This window comes from Gordonia cholesterolivorans, from assembly GCF_039531975.1.
GTDB lineage: Bacteria > Actinomycetota > Actinomycetes > Mycobacteriales > Mycobacteriaceae > Gordonia > Gordonia sihwensis.
In genome coordinates this window covers 55,193-75,839 of the sequence record NZ_BAAARB010000002.1, presented here as the reverse complement: position 1 = coordinate 75,839, position 20,647 = coordinate 55,193, and the positions used below count along the sequence as shown (strand labels likewise).

The window sequence follows — 20,647 nt, the reverse complement described above, 5'->3', positions numbered from 1 at the left end:
TCATTGCGGATTCCTTTCGATCAGTGGCGAAGAGAGACGGCGTGAGTCACAGCGGCGTCCGTGCGTCGCGGGCGTGCTGTGCCGGGCGGACGAGGAGGGCCTCGACGCCGTACTGCCGCCCATATGATGTGTACCCGGTCACAATTAGAATAGTCAATAGACTTTCTAAAGTTTCCGATGTTTTCGATGTTGTGGCGCGGTTCCGCATCACCGCTGAGCCGGGTGACCCACCGCCGAGTTCCGATCGTCAGCCATGTCTTAGCCGCCGCTGCCCCGACGGCGTTCGGCCCGGCCGGCCCGGACGCGGCGGAAAATGAGGAATCCGAACGCCGCGACACCGACGGCGACACCCACGATCAATGCGACCTCGGCGCCCAGAGTGGCGCCCACGCCGTACGAGACCAGCAGCACGGTCATCGTCCAGCTGATTCCGCCGATCGCGGAAGCGAGAGCGAACCGGGTGTATCTCATCCGCCGGGACCCCGCGAGCAGTGGCGTCACACTCCGGACGTATCCCACCCAGCGCGCCGAGGCGATCGCCAGGACCGCGTCGCCCGACTCGGGCGCCCGATAGCCGGAGGCGATCGCGCGGCGGACCACCTTCCGGCCGAGCCGCGTCCGGGCCAGCCGCGGGCCGGTGACCACGCCCACCGCGTAGCCGGTCGAGTCGCCGGCGATGGCCGCCACGGCGCAGACCGCGATCAGCACACCGATGACGGGCTTGCCGACGGCCGCCACCACGCCCGCGGCGATGAGCACTGCCTCGCTCGGGGCCACCAGTCCCACCACCGCGACCGCCGTCTCGAGATAGACGACCCCGCCCGCGATGAGGTAGACCGCCCATGCCGGGGCGGAGTCGACGAGATCGGTCAGCCGATCGGTCAATGTGTGCATATCCGCGCTTTTCGGGGCGAGACCGCGCGTGACGAGCGGCCGAATGGTCCGGCGGCTCAGTACCCCATGGTCCGGATGGCGTTGGCGAGCTGATCCAGCTGTTCCGGGCGCACATCGAGGTGAGGGCTGATCCGCAGCAGCGAATCTTCACCGGCGAGGGGCGCGCGCCAGGAATCCGCCGCCGTGACCAGAAGCCCGATCTCCCGCAGTCGGTCGCGCGCGGCCTGCACGTCGGCCGGTCGCCATCCGGGCGGCGGCGCCAGGGTCACCAGTGCCGAAGGCTCGTCGACCGGCTCCATGACCTCCCAACTGCCGATCCCGTGCAGTCGTTCGCGCGCGATCCGTCCGATACCGGCCAACTCGGTGTACACACGCTGCTGTCCGATGTCGAGGAACTCGGCGACCGCCGTCGAGAGTGCCAGCTGACCGGCGATGAACGATTCCGACGGCAGCAGTCGCACGTCGATGCGCGAGTCGGGCCGGATGGCGATGAATCCGACGCCCCGGGGTCCGGTGAGCCACTTGCGCGAGGTGCCGTAGACCACATCCGCGCCGGTCACGGTGGGCACATGCCCCACCGACTGCGCCATGTCGACGATCACCGGAACGCCCGCGTTGTGCGCCACCTCGACGATCTTCGCCACCGGCTGCACCAGTCCGCTCGCCGAACCGATGTGGCAGACATGGATGAAGTCGGGCTGCTCGAACTGCAGCATGTTCTCCAGCGAGTCGACGTCGACGTGCCCGTACACGTCGCCCTCGGGCATGGTGCGGACCGCGAAGTCGCGGCGTTCGAACTCCAGCAGGTTGGGACCGAACTCATTCTTCGCGACCCATACCGTGGGGGAGAGCGGGAGCGCCATGGTGTTGAGCAGCGCCCGCAGCGCCGACCGCGCGCTGTCTCGGAAGACGATCTCCTCGGCGCGATGGCCGATCAGCGAGCCCAGTGCGCGGCGGCCGGCTTCGAGGGCCTCTGCGCGTTCGTCGGCGGCGATGTAGGAACCGTTCCTGGCCTCGCGGATCAGGTGTTCGTGCAGAGTCGTGATGACCGCATTCGACGAACGCCCGGCCGAGGCGGCGTCGAGATGCCCGATCGAGGGTTCCACTCTCGCTGCATGCCACTGTTCACCGAGTTCGCTGCAGTACATGCCTTGAATCTACCCTGTGGCTCCGGGCCCGATCAGTCGCCGTTGCGGTCCGCCCACCATGCGCGCAGGGCCGCCTCCGCGTCCTCGCGGCTCATCGGCCCGCTGTCGAGCCGAAGCTCCTTCAGGTACCGCCAGGCCTCACCGACCACCGGGCCGGGCGGGAGACCGAGCAGCTGCATGATCGCGTTGCCGTCGAGGTCCGGTCGGACCCGATCGAGGTCCTCGGCCTCCCGCAGCACGGAGATGCGGTGCTCGAGATCGTCGTACGTCTCCTGCAGACGCCGGGCGCGGCGCTTGTTGCGGGTGGTGCAGTCGGCGCGCACCAGCTTGTGGAGCCGGTCGAGGAGCGGACCGGCGTCGTTGACGTACCGGCGGACCGCCGAATCGGTCCACTTGCCGTCGCCGTAGCCGTGGAAGCGCAGGTGCAGGAAGACCAGCTGCGAGACGTCGTCGACGACCGCCTTCGGGTACTTGAGCGCCCGCATCCGCTTGCGGACCATCTTGGCGCCGACCACCTCGTGGTGGTGGAAGCTGACGCCGCCGCCCTCCTCGTGCCTGCGGGTGGCGGGCTTGCCGATGTCGTGCAGCAGCGCGGCCCAGCGCAGAACCGGGTCGGGGTCGCCGGTCTCGAGGTCGATCGCCTGCTTGAGCACCGTGAGCGAATGCTGGTAGACGTCCTTGTGCTGGTGATGCTCGTCGATGGTTAGCTTCATCCCGGGGATCTCGGGAATGATCAACTCGGCCAGACCCGTGTCCACCAGCAGGTCGACGGCCTCGATCGGATGCTCGCCGCAGATCATCTTGTCGAGTTCCACCCGGATCCGCTCGGCGGTGATCCGCTCGATCTGCCCGGCCATCTCACCGATGGCGCGGCGCACGCGGTCGGAGAGCCGGAAGCCCAGCTGTGAGACGAAACGCACGCCGCGCAGCATTCGGAGGGGATCGTCATTGAACGACGACTCCGGCGCGGCCGGGGTGTCGATGACGCCGGCGAGCAGATCCGCCATGCCGTCGAGCGGATCACAGAACTCCTGACCGCCCCCTGGGAGCAGCCGGACCGCCATCGCGTTGATGCGGAAGTCCCGGCGGATCAGATCGCCTTCGAGCGTGTCGCCGAAGGTCACGATGGGGTTCCGGCTCTGCTGGTCGTAGATGTCGGAGCGGAAGGTCGTGATCTCCACCGTCTCGCCCCCGCGCGCGGCGCTGACCGTGCCGAACTCGATGCCGGTGTCCCATACCGCGTCCCCCCAGGTCGAGAGGATCTCGGCGATCGTCTCGGGCCGGGCGTCGGTGGTGAAGTCGAGATCGCCCGCCAGTCGGCCGAGGACGGCGTCGCGCACTGAGCCCCCGACGAGATACAGCTCGTGCCCGCGCTCGGCGAACCGGTCCGCCAGCGGAGTCAGGACGTCGCCGAGAGAGTTCAAGGTCACCGCCGCCGACGCCAGCAGTCGCGTACGCCGTTCGGAGCGCTCGGCGGCGCTCATCTGTCCACGTGGCGCTGTGTCGGTCATGGGATGACAGACTACCGACTGCCGACCCGCTCAACCTGTTCGGCTAACACCCGGTTACAAGCGGCTAGCATCGGGGTGTGTCCGCTGAACCCTCGCTGCAGCGCCCGGACGTCGATTCCGACGCTCCGGTGTCCGAGGGTGCCTCCGGGCCGAACGGCTCCGGCTCTCAGGATAATGCGGCGCAGGCCGCGGGCGGAAGCACCCAGGCCGGACGTTCCCGGCACAATCGGCGCGGCCGACGCCGGCGCGGCAGGCGTTCCGGACGCGGAGGCGGGCAGCAGCAGAGCACGGACTCTGCGGCCGAAGGGGGGTCCGGCGAATCGGCGAAACCGAAACCGGGACCGCGAAACGCGGGGTCGAAGGGCAACGGCGGCGCCAAGAACGCGGCGCCGAAGAACCTCACTTCGAAGGCAGGGTCGCAGCAGAGCGCCGACGACGGGCGGACCAAGCCGTCCGATCTCGCCAGCCGGGCGCGCCGCAGCGGGTCCAACAGTCCCGCGGCCATGCCTCGCACCAAGCGCCGTACCGCACGCAAGCCCGAGGCCGAGGGCGGACCGCGGCTGCACACGGTCCGCGAGACGTCGGCCGGCGGCCTGGTGCTCTCCGACATCGACGCTCCGTTCGGAGAGCTGTCGGCCGCGCTGATCGGCCGCATCGACAGGCGCGGGCGCATGATGTGGTCGCTTCCGAAGGGGCATATCGAGACCGGCGAGACGGCTGAGCAGACCGCGATCCGGGAGGTCGCCGAGGAGACCGGCATCGAAGGCACCATCGTCGCGCCGCTCGGCAAGATCGACTACTGGTTCGTCAGCGAGGGTCGCCGCATCCACAAGACGGTGCATCACTACCTCCTGCGATTCACCGGCGGCGAGCTGTCGGACGCCGACTACGAGGTCAGCGCCGTGGCGTGGGTCCCGTTGAGCGAGCTGCCCCGTCGACTGACGTACTCTGACGAGCGACGTCTGGCGCGGATGGCCGAATCGGTGATCGCTGATCTGCAGAGCGACCCACACCGGTTGGCGCAGTCAGAAGCCAGCTGCCTCCGCACCGAGCCGAACGACTATGAGAAAGCCGCAGCCGCACGCAACCAGCGACGCAACGAGCCGCCGCCGGCGCCGAAACCTCGTCGACGCCGGCGGCGCCCGCGTCGCACCGCATCCGGTGACAGCTGACCGAATCCCGTCGCGGCGTTCGTCACTTCTGTTCGTGCTGTCGGCGGTCGCCGTCCTGCTGGCCCTGACCGTCGGCGCAGTGCCTGTGGCGCACGCTGATTCGGCTTCCACCTCGTCGTACGCCACACTCGGACTGACCGAGGTCACTCCGACCACCGTCACCAGTTCCACCGGCGATCGTGTGACTGTCCGCGGTCGCGTGGTCAACACCGCGGGCAAACCGATCAGCGACGTCAGCGTGCGGCTGCAGCGCGGTCACGCGCTCACCGAGTCCTTCCAGCTGCGCAGCTCACTGACCTCACCCTCGGCCGACTACTCGGTGAGCAGCACCTCGCGGCACGTCACCGGCACCCTGGGAACCGGCGAGTCGGCCGATTTCACCATCTCGGTCCCCGTGAACGGCCCCACCGGTCTCGATCTCACCGAGGCCGGGGTGTATCCGCTGATGGTCGACGTGATCGGCACTCCGCGCGACGCGGGCACCGTGTCGATCGCGGATTCGCGCACGCTGCTCCCGGTGCTGTCGCTGCCCGCCAGCCGCACCCGCGCGCAGAACTACGTCGACCCGGCCACCGGTGCGCCCGGCGCTCCACTGCTCGGCCGGGACGGATCGATCGCGCCGAACACCTCCCGCCCCGCACCGTTCACGATGATCTGGCCGCTCGCGGCCGCACCGCAGGAAGCCGCGGGCATCCTCGGCGGCGGCACCGCGGAGCTGCGGCTCACGAGCGACGCCCTGGGCCATTCCCTGCAGCCCGACGGCCGCCTCGGGATGTCGTTGCAAGCGCTGGAGCAACTCGCGGGCACCGCGTCCTCCGACACTCCGCCGACCGTCGGCCCCGGAACCACCGAACCGGCGGCGAGTCCCGACGACCCGGTGCGCGACTCGACCTGTCTCGCCGTCGACCCCGACCTGCTGCTCACAGTCACGAGAATGGCCGACGGCTACGTCGTCACCGACGATCCGGCAGACCCCGAGGCCCGCACCCACGACGGGCAGGGCGCCTCGGCGGCCAAGTCGTGGCTGCGCGGCCTCACGCAGGTCGCGAGCCGAATGTGCGTCACCGCACTGCCTTTCGCACAGGCCGGCCTCGACTCCCTCCGCACCGTCAACGACGCCGGGCTCGCGCGGCGCGCCGTGCTGAATCCGTACGACACCGTCGATGCGATCCTCGGCGTCAAGACCGTGCGCGGTCTCACCATTCCCGCCACCGGAACGCTCACCGACGCCGGCCGCGATCTGCTGTCCGAACTCGGCGTCACCTCGGCGGCCATCGCAGCCACGTCGCTGACTCCTCTCGGCGCCGACCGCGCACCCACCTCGGGATCGGCGTCCGGCCGTTACCGGAGCCAGGCGACGCATCTGCAGAGCTACGACATCGCGATCAGCGCGGCCATCGGAGGCGCCGGGCTCACGCCGGTGGTGCCTGCGATCGTTCCCAACTGGCAGCAGCCGAACCTCTCGGGCGAGTCGGCGGTGAGCCGCAGGCAGGCGGCCGCCGCCGCCCTGGCCTTCCCGATGCTTGACGCTCCGGCGCCCACCGCGTCGGCCGAAGCGGATTCGACCAGGCTCCCGACCACCGGGCGGTCGGCGTTCATCATGCCGCCGACCTATTGGTCACCGACCGTGCAGGACGCACAGGCACTGCACGACACCGCCGAGCTCATGCTGTCTTCGGGCACCGCCCGCCCGGTGCCGCTCGCGACCGTGGTGGACGAGCTGCCTGCCGCCGCCACCCCCGCCGAACTCGACGTGCCCGGCGACATCTCGCCCGACGCGGCGGCGGGATACCCGATCACGCAGAGCGACGCCGAGACGGTGCGTCAGCGGCTGGACCGTATCGACCACATGCAGGCCGCCCTGGTCGGAAACGCCGAGACCGTCACCACGCCGGCCGAATACCTGGCGCCCTTGCGCGACGACCTGCTGCGCGCGGTGTCGAGCGCGTCGACCACCGATAACGCGGTGGCGCGCGGCCAGCGCACCGATCGGCTGACCGCGGTGGGCATCACTCTCGGCAACATGCAGCAAGCGGTCTCCCTGCTCGATCCCAGCGGCCGATACACCCTGGCCTCCGAGCGGAGCCCGCTGCTCCTGGTGGTCCGGAACGATCTGGCGCTTCCGATCCGGGTACGGCTGGACATCGACGCACCCAGCGCCCTGGAGGTGGGCGACGTCGGCACCGTCGAGATCCCGGCCGCCGGAACCCGGCAACTCCAGATCCCCACCCACGCGTCGAGCTCGGAACCGGCGACGGTGCACATCTCGCTGGTCACCTCCAGCGACGTGCCGCTGAGCACGCCCATCGAACTCTCGATCTACGCGAACGCGTACGGCAAGCCGCTGTTCTGGATCACCGTCGGTGCGGCCGTCATCTTGATCCTGCTGACCGCACGCCGGCTGTGGCATCGGTTCCGCGGCGAGCCCGACCCCGCCGACGAGGACCGGCCGGAGCCGGACGAGGAGGACCTGGAACAGGCGACGCTGAGCTATCAGGACAGACTTGAGGCGGAACGGGCCGCGGATGGGCAACTCGACGGCGAGTTGCCCGGAGAACGCGCGGCGGGGGACTCTGGGCCGTGGGACAGTGGGCCGAGGGACAGCGGGGAGCGTGAATGAGCAATCGTCCGAACCAGCGCACCGGAGATCCGCGCGACGCCGGGCCGGGCGCCGCCAGGGCTGAGCCGGCGGCGGTGAGCCCCGGGGCGGCGAACGGCGGCGGAGCGGACGCTCCGGCGGTGAAGCCCGACGACTCCGACGTCGGCATCATGCGCACCGGCGGCTCCATCGCCATCGCGACCCTGATCAGCCGGATCACCGGATTCATCAGGACCGTCCTGGTCCTGGCGATGCTCGGCGGCGCGGTCGCGTCTGCCTTCCAGGCCGCCTACGTGCTCCCGAGCATGATCGCCGAAGTGGTCCTCGGCGCGGTGCTGACCGCCATCGTCATCCCGGTGCTGGTGCGCGCCGAGAACGAGGACGCCGACGGCGGCGCCGGCTTCATCAACCGCATCTTCACCCTGACACTGGTGCTGCTCGGCGTCGCCAGTCTCATCGCGATCGTCGCGGCGCCCCTGCTGACCCTGTTGAACGTCGGCGACGGCCAGGTGAACCGGCCGCTGACCACCGCACTCGCGTATCTGCTGCTGCCCGAGATCCTCTTCTACGGACTGTCGGCGCTGTTCATCGCGATTCTGAACATGAAGGGCCTGTTCAAACCCGGTGCGTGGGCGCCGGTCCTGAACAACGTCGTTCAGATCACCACGCTGGTGCTGTACTGGGCGATGCCGGGCGAGATGACGCTGAACCCGGTCCGGATGTCGGAGCCGAAACTGCTCGTCCTCGGCATCGGCACCACGCTCGGCGTGGTGATGCAGGCCGCGATCCTGATGCCCTTCCTCCGCAAGGTCGGCGTCCATCTGAAGCTCGAGTGGGGTATCGACGCCCGGCTGCGGCAGTTCGGGGGCATGGCCGTCGCGATCGTCGCGTACGTCCTGGTACTGCAGGTCGGGCTCGTGATCACTTACCGGATCGCCGCCCACGCCACCGCGTCGGGAATCTCGGTGTACGCGACCCACTGGCAACTGCTCCAGCTGCCTTACGGCGTCCTCGGCGTCACCATCCTGACCGCGATCATGCCGCGTCTCTCGCGCAACGCGGCCGCCGACGACACCGACGCCGTCATCGATGACATGTCCCTCGCGACACGACTGACGATGATCGCGCTGGTACCGACGGTGGCCTTCATGACCTTCTTCGGCCCGGCCATCGGCATCGCGATCTTCAATTTCGGCAAGTTCGACGCCGATACCGCGTCTCAGCTGGGGTCGGTGCTGTCGTGGGGCGCGTTCACGTTGATTCCGTACGCGATGACCCTCGTGCAGCTGCGTGTGTTCTATGCGCGCGAGGACGCCTGGACCCCGACCCTCATGGTCGTCGGGATCACGGCCGTCAAGGTCGCGTCGTCGTATCTCGGTCCGGTGATCTTCGACGATCCCGAGCTCATCGTCCGGTGGCTCTCGCTCTCCAACGGTCTGGGCTATCTGGTGGGCGCGATCGTCGGTCAGATGCTGCTGCACAAGCGCCTCGGCATCACCCGGCTCTCCGACGTCACCCGCACGACATATCAGGCGATCGGAGTCTCGCTCGCCGTCGCACTCGCGGTGTGGCTCGTCGCCGATCTCACCGGGCTCGACGAGATGTCGACGCAGGCGGGCAAGATCGGCTCGGTGGTCTATCTCGGATTCACCGCGATCATCGTCCTGGGCGTCACCTACCTGCTGCTGACCGCACTGAAGATCCCCGAGATGGTCACCATCAGCAACACGGTGCAGCGTCTCCTCGGACGGTTCATTCCGGCACTCGCCCCTGCACCCACACCGTCGGCCGACGACTCCGACTCGCGGACGATGACCATCCAGATCCCGCGGATCACCTCGGACGATTCGGTCCCGTACGCTGGTCAAGTAGACGTCCGTCGCCGGTTCGATCGAGGCACCGCGACGTGGCAGGAGTATTCGGTGTTGTCCGGCGGGGCGGTGGGCGAGACCATGGTCCTCCCGGTTGTGGGAGGTCCCGGTCCTCGACCTCGGCCCTACGGGCCACCACGTCAACGAGGAGTTCCGCCGATGGGCCAGAACGGCAACAAGGGCGGCCGTCCGACCGGCCCGGCCGCCGGTTCGCCGACTGGTCCGTCCAGTGAGGCCACCCGCATCATGGGACCGCCGCGCGGACCTCGCCTGGTTCCGGGCGCCGCCATCGCCGGTGGGCGCTACCGCCTCCTCGAGAAGGAGGGCGGAACCCGCGGCCTGGAGTTCTGGCGCGCCAAGGACACCGGACTCGACCGCGAAGTCGGCCTCACGTTCGTCGACCCCGAACAGAAGGCGCCGCCGATCCGGCCGGGCGACCGCGACGACGACACCGGTCCCCGCGCGATTCTGAATCGCACCCGTCGGCTCGGCCAGCTCCACTCGGCCGGCGTGGCCCGGGTGCTCGACGTGGTCCGCAGTGCTTCCGGCGGCGTGATCGTCACCGAATGGATTCACGGCTCCTCGCTCAAGGAGGTCGCGGCCACGTCGCCGTCGGCGATGGGTGCCGCGCGCGCGGTCCGGGCTCTGGCCGCGGGCGCCGAAGCAGCGCACCGCACCGGTGCGACTCTGTCGATCGACCACCCGGACCGGATCCGCGTCAGCACCGACGGTGATGCGGTCCTCGCCTTCCCGGCGGTCATCCCCGGTGACGACCGGACCGGCGACGTCCGCGGTCTCGGAGCGGTCCTGTACGCGCTGCTGCTCAACCGCTGGCCGCTCGACGCCGCCACCGGTGCGGTCGCGACAGCGGGTTCCGCGCCGGTCGGCGGGATTCCGCCCGCCGAGCCCGATCCCGAGCATCCGTCGCGTCCGATCGCACCGCGCGCGGTGAAGCCCGAGATCCCGTTCGAGATCTCGGCCGTCGCCTCGCGCGCTCTCGAGGGCGACCGGGGCATCCGCACCGCGGCCACCGTCCAGCACGTCCTGGACCAGGCGACCGTGGTCGATCTCAAGACCGACATGATCCCGCGCGTCGAGTCCCGGGAGGCTCCGGTCTCCGTGGCGCCGCTGTCGAGGACGCGCAAGGAACGCCTGCTGGGCGAGGGTGAGGCGGGTCGCCGCAACACCGCGCTGCTGGCGGGCGCCGGTCTGTTCGTGCTCTTCCTGATCGTCGCCGTGGTGGTCGCGATGACCAACGTCTTCGGCGGCTCGGGCAACACCGAGTCCGATATCGACTCGATCCTGCCGAGTGAGAGCGCATCGGCGACGTCGGCACCCGCTCGCACTCCCGCGGCTCCGGCGGTGAGCCTCAAGTCGGTGACGCTCCTGGACGTGTCCGGCGAACCGCCCGACTCCGCACCGAACATCCAGAACCTGCTCACCGGCACCCCGCCGGCCTGGCGGACCGACGCCTACCGTGGCAGTCCGCAGTTCGGCGGTCTCAAGTCGGGGATGGGGCTGCTCTTCGCCACCGGCGGCGACAACACCGTGCGATCGGTGACGATCACGACCACCACTCCCGGCTTCCAAGTGGAGCTGCGGACGTCGGACCAGAGGTCTCCGACCAGCCTCGATCAGACCACGCAGGTCGGCGGCGGAACCGTGGACTCCAAGTCCACGACGATCAAGGTCGACGAGCCGGCGTCGGCGCCGTACTTCATCGTCTGGCTCACCACTCTGCCCGTGGGGCCGAGCGGCGACTACCAGGCCGTGATCTCGAAGGTCAGCGTCTCCTGACGGCTCACGACGAGACCTTCTCCGGAGCCGGCGCCCACCCGGGCGGACCGAAGACGTAGCCGAGCTTGGCGCGCAGAGACGGGGCCTCGCGGACGTCGCGGGCGATGTTCACGTACTCGTGCGTCTGCAGGGTCCAGATGTTGTAGGTCTCGACGGGCTTGGTGAGCCCGTAGTGCGGCCGGTCGAGTTCGGGCTGGAACGAGCCGAAGAGCCGGTCCCAGACGATGAAGGTGCCGCCGTAATTGCGGTCGAGGTATTCCGGATCGCTGCCGTGATGCACTCGGTGGTGCGAGGGCGTGTTCATCACGAACTCGAAGGGTTTCCACATCTTGTCGATCCGCTCGGTGTGGATCCAGAACTGATAGACGAGGTTCAGCGAGTACACGGCGAAGACCACCGCGGGCGGGAAGCCGAGCAGGGGGAGGGGCGCCCACATGATGATACCCATGCTGTTGTTCCACTTCTGCCGGAGCGCCGTCGCGAAATTGAAGTACTCGCTGGAGTGGTGGGCTTGGTGAGTGGCCCAGACCAGGCGTACCCGGTGGGCGATCCGGTGCTCCCAGTAGAAGAGGAAGTCGAGAGCGATGAAGCCGATCACCCAGGTGTACCAGGCGTCGACCGGCAGATGCCACGGCGCGACGTACGCGAACAGCGCGCTGTACCCGAACAGAGCGACGAACTTCCAGAAGGCCGACGTCCCGATCGAGACGAGGCCCATCAGGATCGACGTCCGCGCGTCCCTGCGCTCATAGGAGCCCTTGGGCGGCCGGCCGTCGCCGTCCTCCCGCTCCAACTTGGCCGCGGCGTAGGTCTCCAACAGCAGCAGAACCGCGAAGAACGGGATCGCGAGCACCGTCGGCTCCCGCATCGGTTCGGGCAGGAAGTCCAGCAATCTCCACCCCTCCAGAACGCACGGACGGATTGTTCTCGTCCGATTTATTTGACACAGTACCGTGTCAGATATGCGGTGCCAACCCCTGGCCCGAATCGCCTCGGCGGTAGAATCTGATTCGATGAACAAAAACAGTGGTGGGCGAACATACGGGGGTGTGTCCGCCGCGGAGCGACAGAAACAACGACGATCCACGCTCGTGGAAGCGGGTGTGGAGTTGTTCGGCACCGAGGGATACGTCAACGTCTCGGTCAAGAAGATCTGCGACGAAGCCGGTCTGACGCAGCGGTACTTCTACGAGTCGTTTCCCGACCGAGTGAATCTTCTTGCAGCGGTGTACCAGCATTGCGTCGACATCGCTCGCAGCGCGACGATCGCCGCGGCCACCGAGGTCATCGATCGCGCCGGCGTGGCCGACGGACCGGTTCCGGCGGCTGTCATCCCGATCCTCGCCGAGGAGGCATTGGGCGGCTTCATCAACAGTCTCGTGGAAGATCCGCGGCGGGCGCGGGTCATCCTCATCGAGGTGGTCGGCGTGGCACCCGAGATCGAGAAGTTGCGGCTCGGCGCCATTCACGACTGGGCCGATCTGATCGCCGGATTCGCGAGCAACGGACGGCCGACCACTCCGAAGCAGAAGCTCGCGGCCATCGGCCTCGTCGGCGCCATCACGCAGTTGCTCGTCGACTGGCAGATGGCACTGACCGACCCGATCAACGAGCAGGCCGGCCCCGATCTGTTCCAGGTGGACTCGGTCCACGAGGTGGTCACCGAGATGTTCGTCGCCACCTACGACAAGATCTTCGGCTGAGCCGGCCGCCGTCGCACCGGGCGACGGTCAGCGGTTCGCCGTGAGACGCTCACGGATCCGTGTGCACGCGTCGTCCAGTTCCGCGATCACGAACAACCACTCCGAACCATCACCGAGGGTGAGACACAGACGATCGGCCTTGCCGCCGGAGAGCAGTCTGCCGGTTCCCGGCGCCGACCCGACGGCTGCCACGAACTTCAGCGCGACCGAGAAGCGCGCGCCGGCGGCTCGCTTCGACTTCGGCTCGAAGACGACGTGCGTCTTGGTCAGCGCCAGCTCACCGGGAACGGCCATCCGGCCCATCGATCGGGCGGCCCGCCAAGCGGCCAAGGGCTTGTCGTCGCTCATGAGACCAGCCTAGTAAGAGCTGCGGCGACAACGGCACCGAGGCGGACAGAGCCTCGAGAACACACTCTGATGTGCATAAGTCGGCTTCACCGCCCGATTCGTCCACAGGTTCGCCAACAACCATCCACAAAGTGAGGAAAAGCTCGAATCCGGCACTGTTTCGCGCTTAGTGTCGTCGCATGACTCGGGGGATCATCGATCAGAAGACCGATGCGCACTTGCTTCGCGCACACATCGGGGGCGACGCCGGAGCGTTCCGCGAACTGTACGAACGGCACCGGAATCATCTCTGGGCCATCGCCTTACGCACCACAGGCAATGAGGACGACGCCGCGGACGCGATGCAGGACGCGTGGATCTCCATCTACCGCACGGCCACCTCCTACCGAGCCGACGCCTCGGTGTCGAGCTGGTTGCACAAGATCGTCGTGAACTCCTGCCTCGACCGCCTGCGCCGCATCCGCTGTCACGAGACCATGCCCCTCATCGAGTTCGAGTCGGCACTGCTCGCCGACGAACGCGACTACACGGTCGGGATCGACGTCGGACTGTCGATCGGCCGAGCTCTCGACGTACTGCCGCCCGACCAGCGGGACGCCGTCATTCTCGTCGACTATCACGGATACTCGATCCGTGACGCCGCGGCGATCCTGTCGGTGGCCTGCGGGACGGTCAAGAGCCGCTGCTCCCGCGGCCGGGCCAAGCTCGCGATGGTTCTCGAGTATCTGGACGATGACTGTTAGGGCTCCGACCGACTCACCGGAGATCATCGCCGGAACCGATTCGTCGGCACGTGCGTCTAAGTAGTGTGGATGGCGACGACGGACGATAGGCGATTCTCAAACATCATGGTTCCTTCAGCGAAGCACCGGGCGGGCCGCCCCGCGCCTGAGCCGCCGTACTCGACGGAGCTGCTGGCGGATCTGCACGCGGACGCACTCGAGCCCGAGGTCGCCGCACACGTCCGGAGTCGGCTCGCCGCCGATCCGCACGCCGCTCAAGTGCTCGCCGCGCTCGATCGCGTGCAGACCGAGCTGCGAGAACACGGGCAGTCGGCGGCGCCGATGCCCGATGCGATCGCGGCCCGTCTCGATTCGGTGATCGACCGACTCACCGGTGGCTGAACCGTCGCGCCGAATGGCTCCTCGGTGAGGTGCGCCGCACCGGAACGCACACGCGGGAACATCGCGCCATACTCTGGTGTTGACTGATGCGTCTGCCCGGCGTCATCGCACGATGCAGGCCGCACCGAGCGGACTACGCGACAACGGAGGATTGATGAGCGACAACCAGAACCAGATCCATGACGTGATCATCGTCGGGTCGGGGCCTGCCGGCTACACGGCGGCGATCTACGCTGCCCGGGCCGAACTGTCGCCGTTGGTCTTCGAGGGCATCTCCTTCGGCGGCGCCCTCATGACGACGACCGAGGTCGAGAACTTCCCCGGCTTCCAGAAGGGGATCCAGGGTCCCGAACTGATGGACGAGATGCGCGAGCAGGCGCTCCGCTTCGGAGCCGACCTGCGCATGGAGGAGGTCGACGCCCTGCGGCTCGAGGGCGAGATCAAAGAGGTCGAGGTCGCCGGCGAAGTCCACCGGGCCCGCAGCGTCATCCTCGCGATGGGGGCGGCGGCACGTTATCTCAACGTCCCGGGCGAGCAGGAACTGCTCGGCCGCGGTGTCTCCGCATGCGCCACCTGCGACGGCTTCTTCTTCCGGGACCAGGACATCGCGGTGGTCGGTGGCGGCGACTCAGCGATGGAGGAAGCGACCTTCCTGACCAAGTTCGCGAAGTCGGTCACGCTGATCCACCGCCGCGACGAGTTCCGCGCCTCGAAGATCATGCTCGAACGCGCTCGCGAGAACGAGAAGATCCGATTCATCACCAATGCGACCGTCTCGGCGGTCAAGGGCGAGAACACCGTCACCGAACTGGAGCTCACCGACACCGAGACCGGGGAGGTCCGGACGCTCGACGCGACGGGAATGTTCGTCGCGATCGGTCACGATCCGCGAAGCGATCTCGTCAAGGGACAGGTCCAGCTCGACGACGACGGTTACGTCAAGGTCGTCGGCCGCACCACGTACACCAACCTTCCCGGCGTCTTCGCTTGCGGCGATCTCGTCGACCACACCTACCGACAGGCGATCACCGCCGCCGGCAGCGGCTGTTCGGCCGCTATCGACGCCGAACGATGGCTCGCCGACCAGGCCCACGCCTGACCGAACCTCACGCCGGCCATCCGAGCCGACGACCATTCAGGAGGAAGAATGTCTGAGAACACCGTTGCAGTCACCGACGCGACCTTCGCCGGCGACGTGATCGAGGCCTCCGGGTCCAAGCCCGTCCTCGTCGACTTCTGGGCCACCTGGTGCGGCCCCTGCAAAATGGTGGCTCCGGTGCTCGAGGAGATCGCCCGCGACAACAGCGACAAGCTAACCGTCGCGAAGGTCGACGTCGACCAGAACCCGAACGTCGCCCGCGAGTACCAGATCATGAGCATTCCCACGCTCATGCTCTTCTCCGGCGGTAAGCCGGTCAAGACCATCATGGGCGCCAAGCCCAAGGCGGCTCTGCTTCGCGAACTGTCCGACGTCCTCGCCTGACATCGCTGCCGATCGGCCCACGCCCGCACCCGGGCCGTGGGCCGATCGTCACAGAACGGCGCGATCATTTGTCGCGCCCGGCGCTGGCTGAGAGAATGGTGCGAGTCTCGGATCAGCAATGCCTCGGTCCGGGTCGGCGGTATCGAGAGAGTGGGAAGTACGTATGCAGGTGTTGCGTCTGGGGGACCACGGTTCTGCGGTAGCCGAGATCAGGGCCATTCTGGCCACCCGTGGATTACTGCCCGACGCTGCACCCACCCCGCCGTCCACCACGCAGGGCCCCTGGTCGCCGCCCGAGGCGGTCTTCGACAAGGACTGCGACCGTGCGGTGCGCGCCTTCCAGCAGGAACGCGGACTGATCGTCGACGGGATCGTCGGATACGCCACCTACACCGCCCTGCGCGAAGCCTCGTACCGTCTGGGCGCCCGCATTCTGCTCTACCGGCTCTCCGCGCCGATGACGGGCGACGACGTCGCCACGCTCCAGTCGCGCCTGCAGAATCTCGGCTACTACCACGGACTGGTGGATGGAATCTTCAGCGAGGTGACGCACCACGCCGTCTGCCTGTACCAGACCGAGTACGGTCTCTCGTCCGACGGCATCTGCGGGCCCGCGACGCTGCGATCACTGGAACGTCTCGGCACCCGCGTCACCGGCGGCTCGCCGCACGCGATCCGCGAGGAGGAGCACGTTCGCAAGTCCGGTCCGCAGCTCACCGGCAAGCGCATTCTGATCGATCCCGGCGACGAGAGCCCCATCGGGAACGAGAACACCCTGCTCTGGGATCTGGCGGCCCGTCTCGAGGGCCGGATGTCCGCCGCGGGTATGGAGACATTCCTGTCGCATGACGCGAAGACGACTCCGACCGACGACGACCGTGTGCGGGTGGCAAATCTCGCCGATGTCGACCTGATGATCTCGTTGCGAACCGGCCACTACCCGAACGAGAAGGCCAGCGGGCTCGCGACGTTCTACTTCGGCAACACGCACGGTTCCTACTCCACGATCGGGCGCAATCTCGCCGGGTACATCCAGCGGGAGATCGTGGCACGCACCGGCTTCCTCGACTGCCGCAGCCATCCGCGGACCTGGAACATCCTGCGCTCCACGCGGATGCCGGTCATCGTGATCGAAGCCGGCTACATCACCAATCCTCACGACGCAGCGCAGCTGAGCGACCCCGCCATCCGCGACACCATCGCCGAAGCCGTCCTGGTCGCAGTCAAGCGACTGTACCTGCTCGGTGAGAACGACCGGCCGACCGGAACTTACACGTTCGCCGAACTCCTTGCGGCAGAACAGGTCACCGGCTGACTGATCGGGTCCGCCAGCATTTCCGCCGGCGGGGTCTCCACCAGTTTCCGGAGCGCACGCTCCACCTGGCTCTTCCAACCCAGGCCCTCGTCGAGTTCGAGCCTCAGACGCGGCAGGTACGGGTCGTCGGCGACCACCTCGAACCCGAAGTCCGTCAGCAGTCGGGTCGGCAGAATGCACCGGCGGCACACGTCAGCGGCCAGGCCGCTGCCGAGAAGCAACGTCACCAGATCCATCGCGAGGGACTCGTCGTCGCCGCTGAAACCGAACGCCTCCACCGCGCGCACTCCGCGCCGGACGAGGTCGGCCACGACGGCGTCGAGCAGCGCCGTCGACTCGCTCTCGAAGCCCGGTTCCATGCGAATCGTAGTGAGTAGAACGGCATCCGCACCGACCGGGGCGGTGGGGAAGTGCTGCGCGCGGGGCACCCGTCCCGGCGGGGAGTAGAAGGCGGCACCGACGACTCGTCCGGTCGTGGGTTCCACAGCGACCTGACAGCACACACCCCACTCCAGCAGCAGTCCCGACAGCCACGCCTCTTTGTCGAACTCACTCTCGGGTCCGGCGGAGTCGGTGCGCCTATCACCTCCGGTGATCACCGTGTCGATCGCGGGCGACCCACCGGTCCGATCGACCTCCCAGAAGACGCAACGACGGGAATGCAGCGGCAGAGTCTCGAAGTCTTCGAGCTCCAGTGGCACCACAGACAGACCCATCGCTGCGGTCTCCTCCTTCTCGCGGCGGAAGATCGTCAAGGTTTCGCGTCACCCAGGGACGCCGTCACAGTGACGAAACAGCCGCGTATTCTCGTATACCCCTTTGCGGGACTACTTTTCGGTCTGTTCGGCGATCACGTTGACGATCCGCTCCAGATCGTCGACCGATCCGAATTCGATCGACACGCGTCCCTTCCGCTTACCCAGGCTCACCGTCACCTTGGTATCGAGACGATCGGACAGCCGGTTCGCCACATCCTGCAGTCCCGGCATCTCCATCGGCTTCCGCTTCTTCGCGGCGGGCTTGTCGTCGACGCCGTCCCGATTCGCGAGAGTGACCGCTTCCTCTGTGGCTCGGACCGACAATCCCTCCGCGACGATCCGCGCCGCCAGTGCCTCCTGTGCGTCGGCACCCGCTTCCAGAGCGAGGAGTGCGCGAGCATGCCCGGCGGAGAGGACACCGGCCGCAACCCTGCGCTGGACCGGAATCGGGAGCCGCAGCAGCCGGATCATGTTGGTGATCACCGGGCGTGATCGACCGAGCCGAGTGGCGAGCTCTTCGTGTGTCACGTCGAACTCTTCGAGCAACTGCTGATAGGCGGCGGCCTCTTCGAGTGGGTTCAGCTGTGCTCGGTGAATGTTCTCCAGCAAAGCGTCTCGGAGCAGATCGCCATCCGGGGTCTCCCGAACGATGGCCGGGATGGTCTCCAGGCCCACATTGCTGCCGGCGCGCCACCGTCGTTCGCCCATGATGAGCTGATAGCGCGCGCCATTCGCGCCGGGGGAGGGGAGCTCCCGCACCACGATCGGCTGCATGAGACCGAACTCCCGAATCGAGTGCTCGAGTTCGGAGAGCGCCTCCTCGTCGAAGACGGTGCGCGGCTGCTTCGGGTTCGGCTCGATATCGCTCGGTGCGATCTCACGGTAGACGGCGCCGATCTCGTCTGCTCCACCGCTCGCGGAAGAGGCCGGTGACGCTGAGGGCGCGGGACCGGTCGGCGCGAGGAGATCCGACGATGGCTTCTCCGCCACCGCAGCGCCGACCTTCGGTGATCCGCCACCGATGACGACGTCCGCGGCGGCGGAACCCATCTTCGTGGTATTCACACCGTGATCGTCATCGCTCGGCCCCGTAGGAATCAGCGCTGCCAGACCTCGTCCCAGACCTCCGCGACGTTGAGTGTCTCGCTGACTCATACCGTTCCTCCTACAGCAGCGCCTCGCTCCGCCAACTCACGGGCGGCGTCGAGATAACTCATGGATCCACGTGAACCCGGGTCGTACTCGATGATCGTCATACCGAAGCCCGGAGCTTCGGAGACCTTCACACTGCGGGGAATGATCGTCGACAGCACCTTGTCGCCGAAGTGATTCCGAACCTCCGCAGCCACCTGATCCGCGAGCTTGGTGCGGCCGTCATACATGGTCAACAGAATGGTCGACACATGCAGTTCTTTGTTCAGATGTGCCTGGACGAGTTCGATATTCCGCAGCAGCTGGCCCACGCCCTCGAGCGCGTAATACTCGCACTGGATCGGAATGAGGACTTCACGGGCAGCGACCATCGCGTTGACCGTCAACAGCCCGAGCGACGGAGGGCAGTCGATCAGCACGTAGTCGATCTCGAGCTCGGCCAGCACGGCCGGATCGAGGGCATTTCGCAGGCGACTCTCGCGCGCTACGACGGAAACCAACTCGATCTCGGCGCCGGCGAGATCGAGAGTTGACGGCACGCAGTACAGCCGATCGTTGGCCGGCGACTTCTGGATCGCTTCCCGCAGCGGCACGTCGTCGAGAAGCATCTCGTATACAGACGCGATCCCCGGCTTGCGATGGTCGATGCCCAGGGCCGTACTCGCATTACCCTGCGGATCGAGATCGATGACCAGGACCCCGAGGCCGTGCAGCGCGAGGCCGGCCGCGAGGTTCACGGCGGACGTCGTCTTCCCGACTCCACCCTTCTGGTTCGCGATAGTCATCACCCGCGGCTGTGGCGGTCGGGGGAGCCTGCCGGTGCCGCCGGGGGTCAAAACCTGGCTCGCGCGGGCTGCCGCGGTCGCTATCGGGGTGTCGTCGTAGCTCTGCACTGGCGGTACTGGTGGCGTTTCACGTGAAACGCTGGGCTCGTGGTTGGGCACCCCGGAACTCCTTCGGTCAGTGCTTCCATTGTGCGCCCTCCGGCGAAATGACACCAATTCTTGAGCCTCCATCAGTTCCGGCGGGCAGCCCGACGGGCCGCCCGCGCATCACGTGCTGTCTCATTCCGCCGCCCGACTATCAACGTGGTCGGCGTCTCCAGCATCGTCCCGCATTGAGCCACTGCCAGATCCCGGATCCCGGACCTCATCACCTTCTCCCAATCGCGAGCGATCTCGTCAGGCGCAGACTGCCCCTTCAGTGCGACCAATCTGCCGCCTCCTCGGATCAGGGGAGCGGACCATTTCGCCAGCCGTTCCAGCGGCGCGACAGCCCGCGACGTGACTACATCCGCCGGCTCCACGGCCTTCAGCACCGCCTTCTCTTCGGCGCGACCGCGCACCACCGTCACGTTGTCGAGCGGAAGCCCGGAGACCACTTCCTCAAGGAAGGTGGTCCGGCGAAGCAACGGCTCGATGAGGGTGATCGCCAAGTCCGGACGAGCGATCGCGAGGGGGATACCGGGCAAGCCCGCGCCGGACCCGATGTCGATGACGCTCGCACCATCAGGAATCTCCTCGGAAACCACGGCACAGTTGAGCAGGTGCCTGGTCCAGAGTTGCGGCAGTTCACGGGGACCGATGAGTCCGCGGACCACGCCCTCCTCAGACAGAATCCGCGCATAATTCTCGGCCAGCGGCAGTCGTTCGCCGAATATGGCCGCAGCGATCTCCGGCGTCGATTCGGCAGCCGCCGGCGTCGAGTCGTCCTCTGACATCTATCCATCCCTTCGATGTTCCACGTGGAACACGGCCGTTGTGGTGCCCGAT

At 67.5% G+C, this 20,647-nt stretch carries 18 protein-coding genes; 9 read left to right on the top strand and 9 right to left on the bottom strand.

Annotated elements, in window-relative coordinates; translation table 11 throughout:
- Window positions 1-258: 258 nt before the first annotated feature.
- From ABFX36_RS02030 to ABFX36_RS02020, 3 genes are read right to left on the bottom strand one after another with little or no spacing between them, the layout of a single operon-like run.
- Window positions 259-894: a DedA family protein gene (locus ABFX36_RS02030; protein ID WP_006896745.1), complete on the bottom strand. Its 636-nt coding sequence runs from the start codon at window positions 892-894 to the stop codon at window positions 259-261.
- 56 nt (window positions 895-950) lie between these two features.
- Window positions 951-2,042 carry an aminotransferase class V-fold PLP-dependent enzyme gene (locus tag ABFX36_RS02025; RefSeq protein ID WP_006896746.1) on the bottom strand — a complete coding sequence of 364 codons (1,092 nt, stop codon included), beginning with the start codon at window positions 2,040-2,042 and terminating at the stop codon, window positions 951-953.
- 32 nt (window positions 2,043-2,074) lie between these two features.
- A complete protein-coding gene (locus tag ABFX36_RS02020) occupies window positions 2,075-3,526 on the bottom strand; it encodes a CCA tRNA nucleotidyltransferase (protein WP_428832039.1) in 1,452 nt (483 codons plus the stop codon).
- Window positions 3,527-3,630: 104 nt separating this feature from the next.
- Between ABFX36_RS02020 and ABFX36_RS02015 the strand changes: the two genes are divergently transcribed.
- The 3 genes from ABFX36_RS02015 to murJ are packed head-to-tail and all read left to right on the top strand — an operon-like array spanning window position 3,631 to window position 10,992.
- Window positions 3,631-4,725 carry an NUDIX hydrolase gene (locus tag ABFX36_RS02015; RefSeq protein WP_346074745.1) on the top strand — a complete coding sequence of 365 codons (1,095 nt, stop codon included), beginning with the start codon at window positions 3,631-3,633 and terminating at the stop codon, window positions 4,723-4,725.
- Window positions 4,715-7,345, top strand: a complete 2,631-nt coding sequence (locus ABFX36_RS02010; RefSeq protein ID WP_346074744.1) for a DUF6049 family protein — start codon at window positions 4,715-4,717, stop codon at window positions 7,343-7,345. The genes ABFX36_RS02015 and ABFX36_RS02010 overlap by 11 nt, the downstream gene beginning before the upstream one ends.
- The gene (gene murJ, locus ABFX36_RS02005; RefSeq protein ID WP_346074743.1) at window positions 7,342-10,992 is read left to right on the top strand and encodes a murein biosynthesis integral membrane protein MurJ; all 3,651 of its coding nucleotides are present in this window, start codon (window positions 7,342-7,344) and stop codon (window positions 10,990-10,992) included. Before ABFX36_RS02010 ends, murJ begins: the two co-directional genes overlap by 4 nt.
- A 4-nt stretch (window positions 10,993-10,996) precedes the next feature.
- Here the strand turns inward: murJ and ABFX36_RS02000 are convergent, their stop codons facing one another.
- Window positions 10,997-11,884, bottom strand: a complete 888-nt coding sequence (locus tag ABFX36_RS02000; protein ID WP_006896751.1) for a sterol desaturase family protein — start codon at window positions 11,882-11,884, stop codon at window positions 10,997-10,999.
- Window positions 11,885-12,005: 121 nt separating this feature from the next.
- Between ABFX36_RS02000 and ABFX36_RS01995 the strand changes: the two genes are divergently transcribed.
- Window positions 12,006-12,695, top strand: a complete 690-nt coding sequence (locus ABFX36_RS01995; protein WP_346074742.1) for a TetR/AcrR family transcriptional regulator — start codon at window positions 12,006-12,008, stop codon at window positions 12,693-12,695.
- A 27-nt stretch (window positions 12,696-12,722) separates the two neighbouring features.
- Here the strand turns inward: ABFX36_RS01995 and ABFX36_RS01990 are convergent, their stop codons facing one another.
- Window positions 12,723-13,043: a hypothetical protein gene (locus ABFX36_RS01990; protein ID WP_006896753.1), complete on the bottom strand. Its 321-nt coding sequence runs from the start codon at window positions 13,041-13,043 to the stop codon at window positions 12,723-12,725.
- Window positions 13,044-13,222: 179 nt separating this feature from the next.
- Between ABFX36_RS01990 and sigM the strand changes: the two genes are divergently transcribed.
- From sigM to ABFX36_RS01965, 5 genes are all read left to right on the top strand, one after another.
- Window positions 13,223-13,786: an RNA polymerase sigma factor SigM gene (gene sigM / locus ABFX36_RS01985; protein ID WP_006896754.1), complete on the top strand. Its 564-nt coding sequence runs from the start codon at window positions 13,223-13,225 to the stop codon at window positions 13,784-13,786.
- A 105-nt stretch (window positions 13,787-13,891) separates the two neighbouring features.
- On the top strand, window positions 13,892-14,167 hold the full coding sequence (locus ABFX36_RS01980) for an anti-sigma factor (protein ID WP_260868163.1): 276 nt from the start codon (window positions 13,892-13,894) through the stop codon (window positions 14,165-14,167).
- Between the two features lie 154 nt (window positions 14,168-14,321).
- Window positions 14,322-15,266, top strand: coding sequence for a thioredoxin-disulfide reductase (gene trxB, locus ABFX36_RS01975; RefSeq protein WP_006896756.1), 945 nt, complete (start codon window positions 14,322-14,324; stop codon window positions 15,264-15,266).
- A gap of 48 nt (window positions 15,267-15,314) precedes the next feature.
- On the top strand, window positions 15,315-15,650 hold the full coding sequence (trxA, locus tag ABFX36_RS01970) for a thioredoxin (protein WP_006896757.1): 336 nt from the start codon (window positions 15,315-15,317) through the stop codon (window positions 15,648-15,650).
- A 163-nt stretch (window positions 15,651-15,813) separates the two neighbouring features.
- Window positions 15,814-16,965, top strand: coding sequence for an N-acetylmuramoyl-L-alanine amidase (locus tag ABFX36_RS01965; RefSeq protein ID WP_045537103.1), 1,152 nt, complete (start codon window positions 15,814-15,816; stop codon window positions 16,963-16,965).
- Here the strand turns inward: ABFX36_RS01965 and ABFX36_RS01960 are convergent.
- From ABFX36_RS01960 to rsmG, 4 genes are all read right to left on the bottom strand, one after another.
- A complete protein-coding gene (locus ABFX36_RS01960) occupies window positions 16,920-17,681 on the bottom strand; it encodes a hypothetical protein (RefSeq protein WP_045537124.1) in 762 nt (253 codons plus the stop codon). The genes ABFX36_RS01965 and ABFX36_RS01960 overlap by 46 nt on opposite strands.
- A 111-nt stretch (window positions 17,682-17,792) precedes the next feature.
- Entirely contained in the window at window positions 17,793-18,878 is a 1,086-nt protein-coding gene (locus ABFX36_RS01955) for a ParB/RepB/Spo0J family partition protein (RefSeq protein WP_045537105.1), read from the bottom strand.
- Complete coding sequence (locus tag ABFX36_RS01950; protein WP_081598115.1) at window positions 18,875-19,819, bottom strand: ParA family protein; 945 nt, start codon at window positions 19,817-19,819, stop codon at window positions 18,875-18,877. Before ABFX36_RS01950 ends, ABFX36_RS01955 begins: the two co-directional genes overlap by 4 nt.
- Before the next feature lie 71 nt (window positions 19,820-19,890).
- Complete coding sequence (gene rsmG / locus ABFX36_RS01945; RefSeq protein WP_045537107.1) at window positions 19,891-20,595, bottom strand: 16S rRNA (guanine(527)-N(7))-methyltransferase RsmG; 705 nt, start codon at window positions 20,593-20,595, stop codon at window positions 19,891-19,893.
- Window positions 20,596-20,647 lie beyond the last annotated feature (52 nt).

Coding starts and splice junctions, on each gene's coding strand:
- trxB (WP_006896756.1), top strand. CDS start 14,322: ATGAGCGACAACCAGAACCAGATCCATGACGTGATCATCGTCGGGTCG.
- ABFX36_RS01960 (WP_045537124.1), bottom strand. CDS start 17,681: ATGGGTCTGTCTGTGGTGCCACTGGAGCTCGAAGACTTCGAGACTCTG.
- ABFX36_RS01990 (WP_006896753.1), bottom strand. CDS start 13,043: ATGAGCGACGACAAGCCCTTGGCCGCTTGGCGGGCCGCCCGATCGATG.
- ABFX36_RS01965 (WP_045537103.1), top strand. CDS start 15,814: ATGCAGGTGTTGCGTCTGGGGGACCACGGTTCTGCGGTAGCCGAGATC.
- ABFX36_RS02025 (WP_006896746.1), bottom strand. CDS start 2,042: ATGTACTGCAGCGAACTCGGTGAACAGTGGCATGCAGCGAGAGTGGAA.
- ABFX36_RS02030 (WP_006896745.1), bottom strand. CDS start 894: ATGCACACATTGACCGATCGGCTGACCGATCTCGTCGACTCCGCCCCG.
- trxA (WP_006896757.1), top strand. CDS start 15,315: ATGTCTGAGAACACCGTTGCAGTCACCGACGCGACCTTCGCCGGCGAC.
- ABFX36_RS01955 (WP_045537105.1), bottom strand. CDS start 18,878: ATGAGTCAGCGAGACACTCAACGTCGCGGAGGTCTGGGACGAGGTCTG.
- ABFX36_RS01995 (WP_346074742.1), top strand. CDS start 12,006: ATGAACAAAAACAGTGGTGGGCGAACATACGGGGGTGTGTCCGCCGCG.
- rsmG (WP_045537107.1), bottom strand. CDS start 20,595: ATGTCAGAGGACGACTCGACGCCGGCGGCTGCCGAATCGACGCCGGAG.
- sigM (WP_006896754.1), top strand. CDS start 13,223: ATGACTCGGGGGATCATCGATCAGAAGACCGATGCGCACTTGCTTCGC.
- murJ (WP_346074743.1), top strand. CDS start 7,342: ATGAGCAATCGTCCGAACCAGCGCACCGGAGATCCGCGCGACGCCGGG.
- ABFX36_RS02020 (WP_428832039.1), bottom strand. CDS start 3,526: ATGAGCGCCGCCGAGCGCTCCGAACGGCGTACGCGACTGCTGGCGTCG.
- ABFX36_RS01980 (WP_260868163.1), top strand. CDS start 13,892: ATGGTTCCTTCAGCGAAGCACCGGGCGGGCCGCCCCGCGCCTGAGCCG.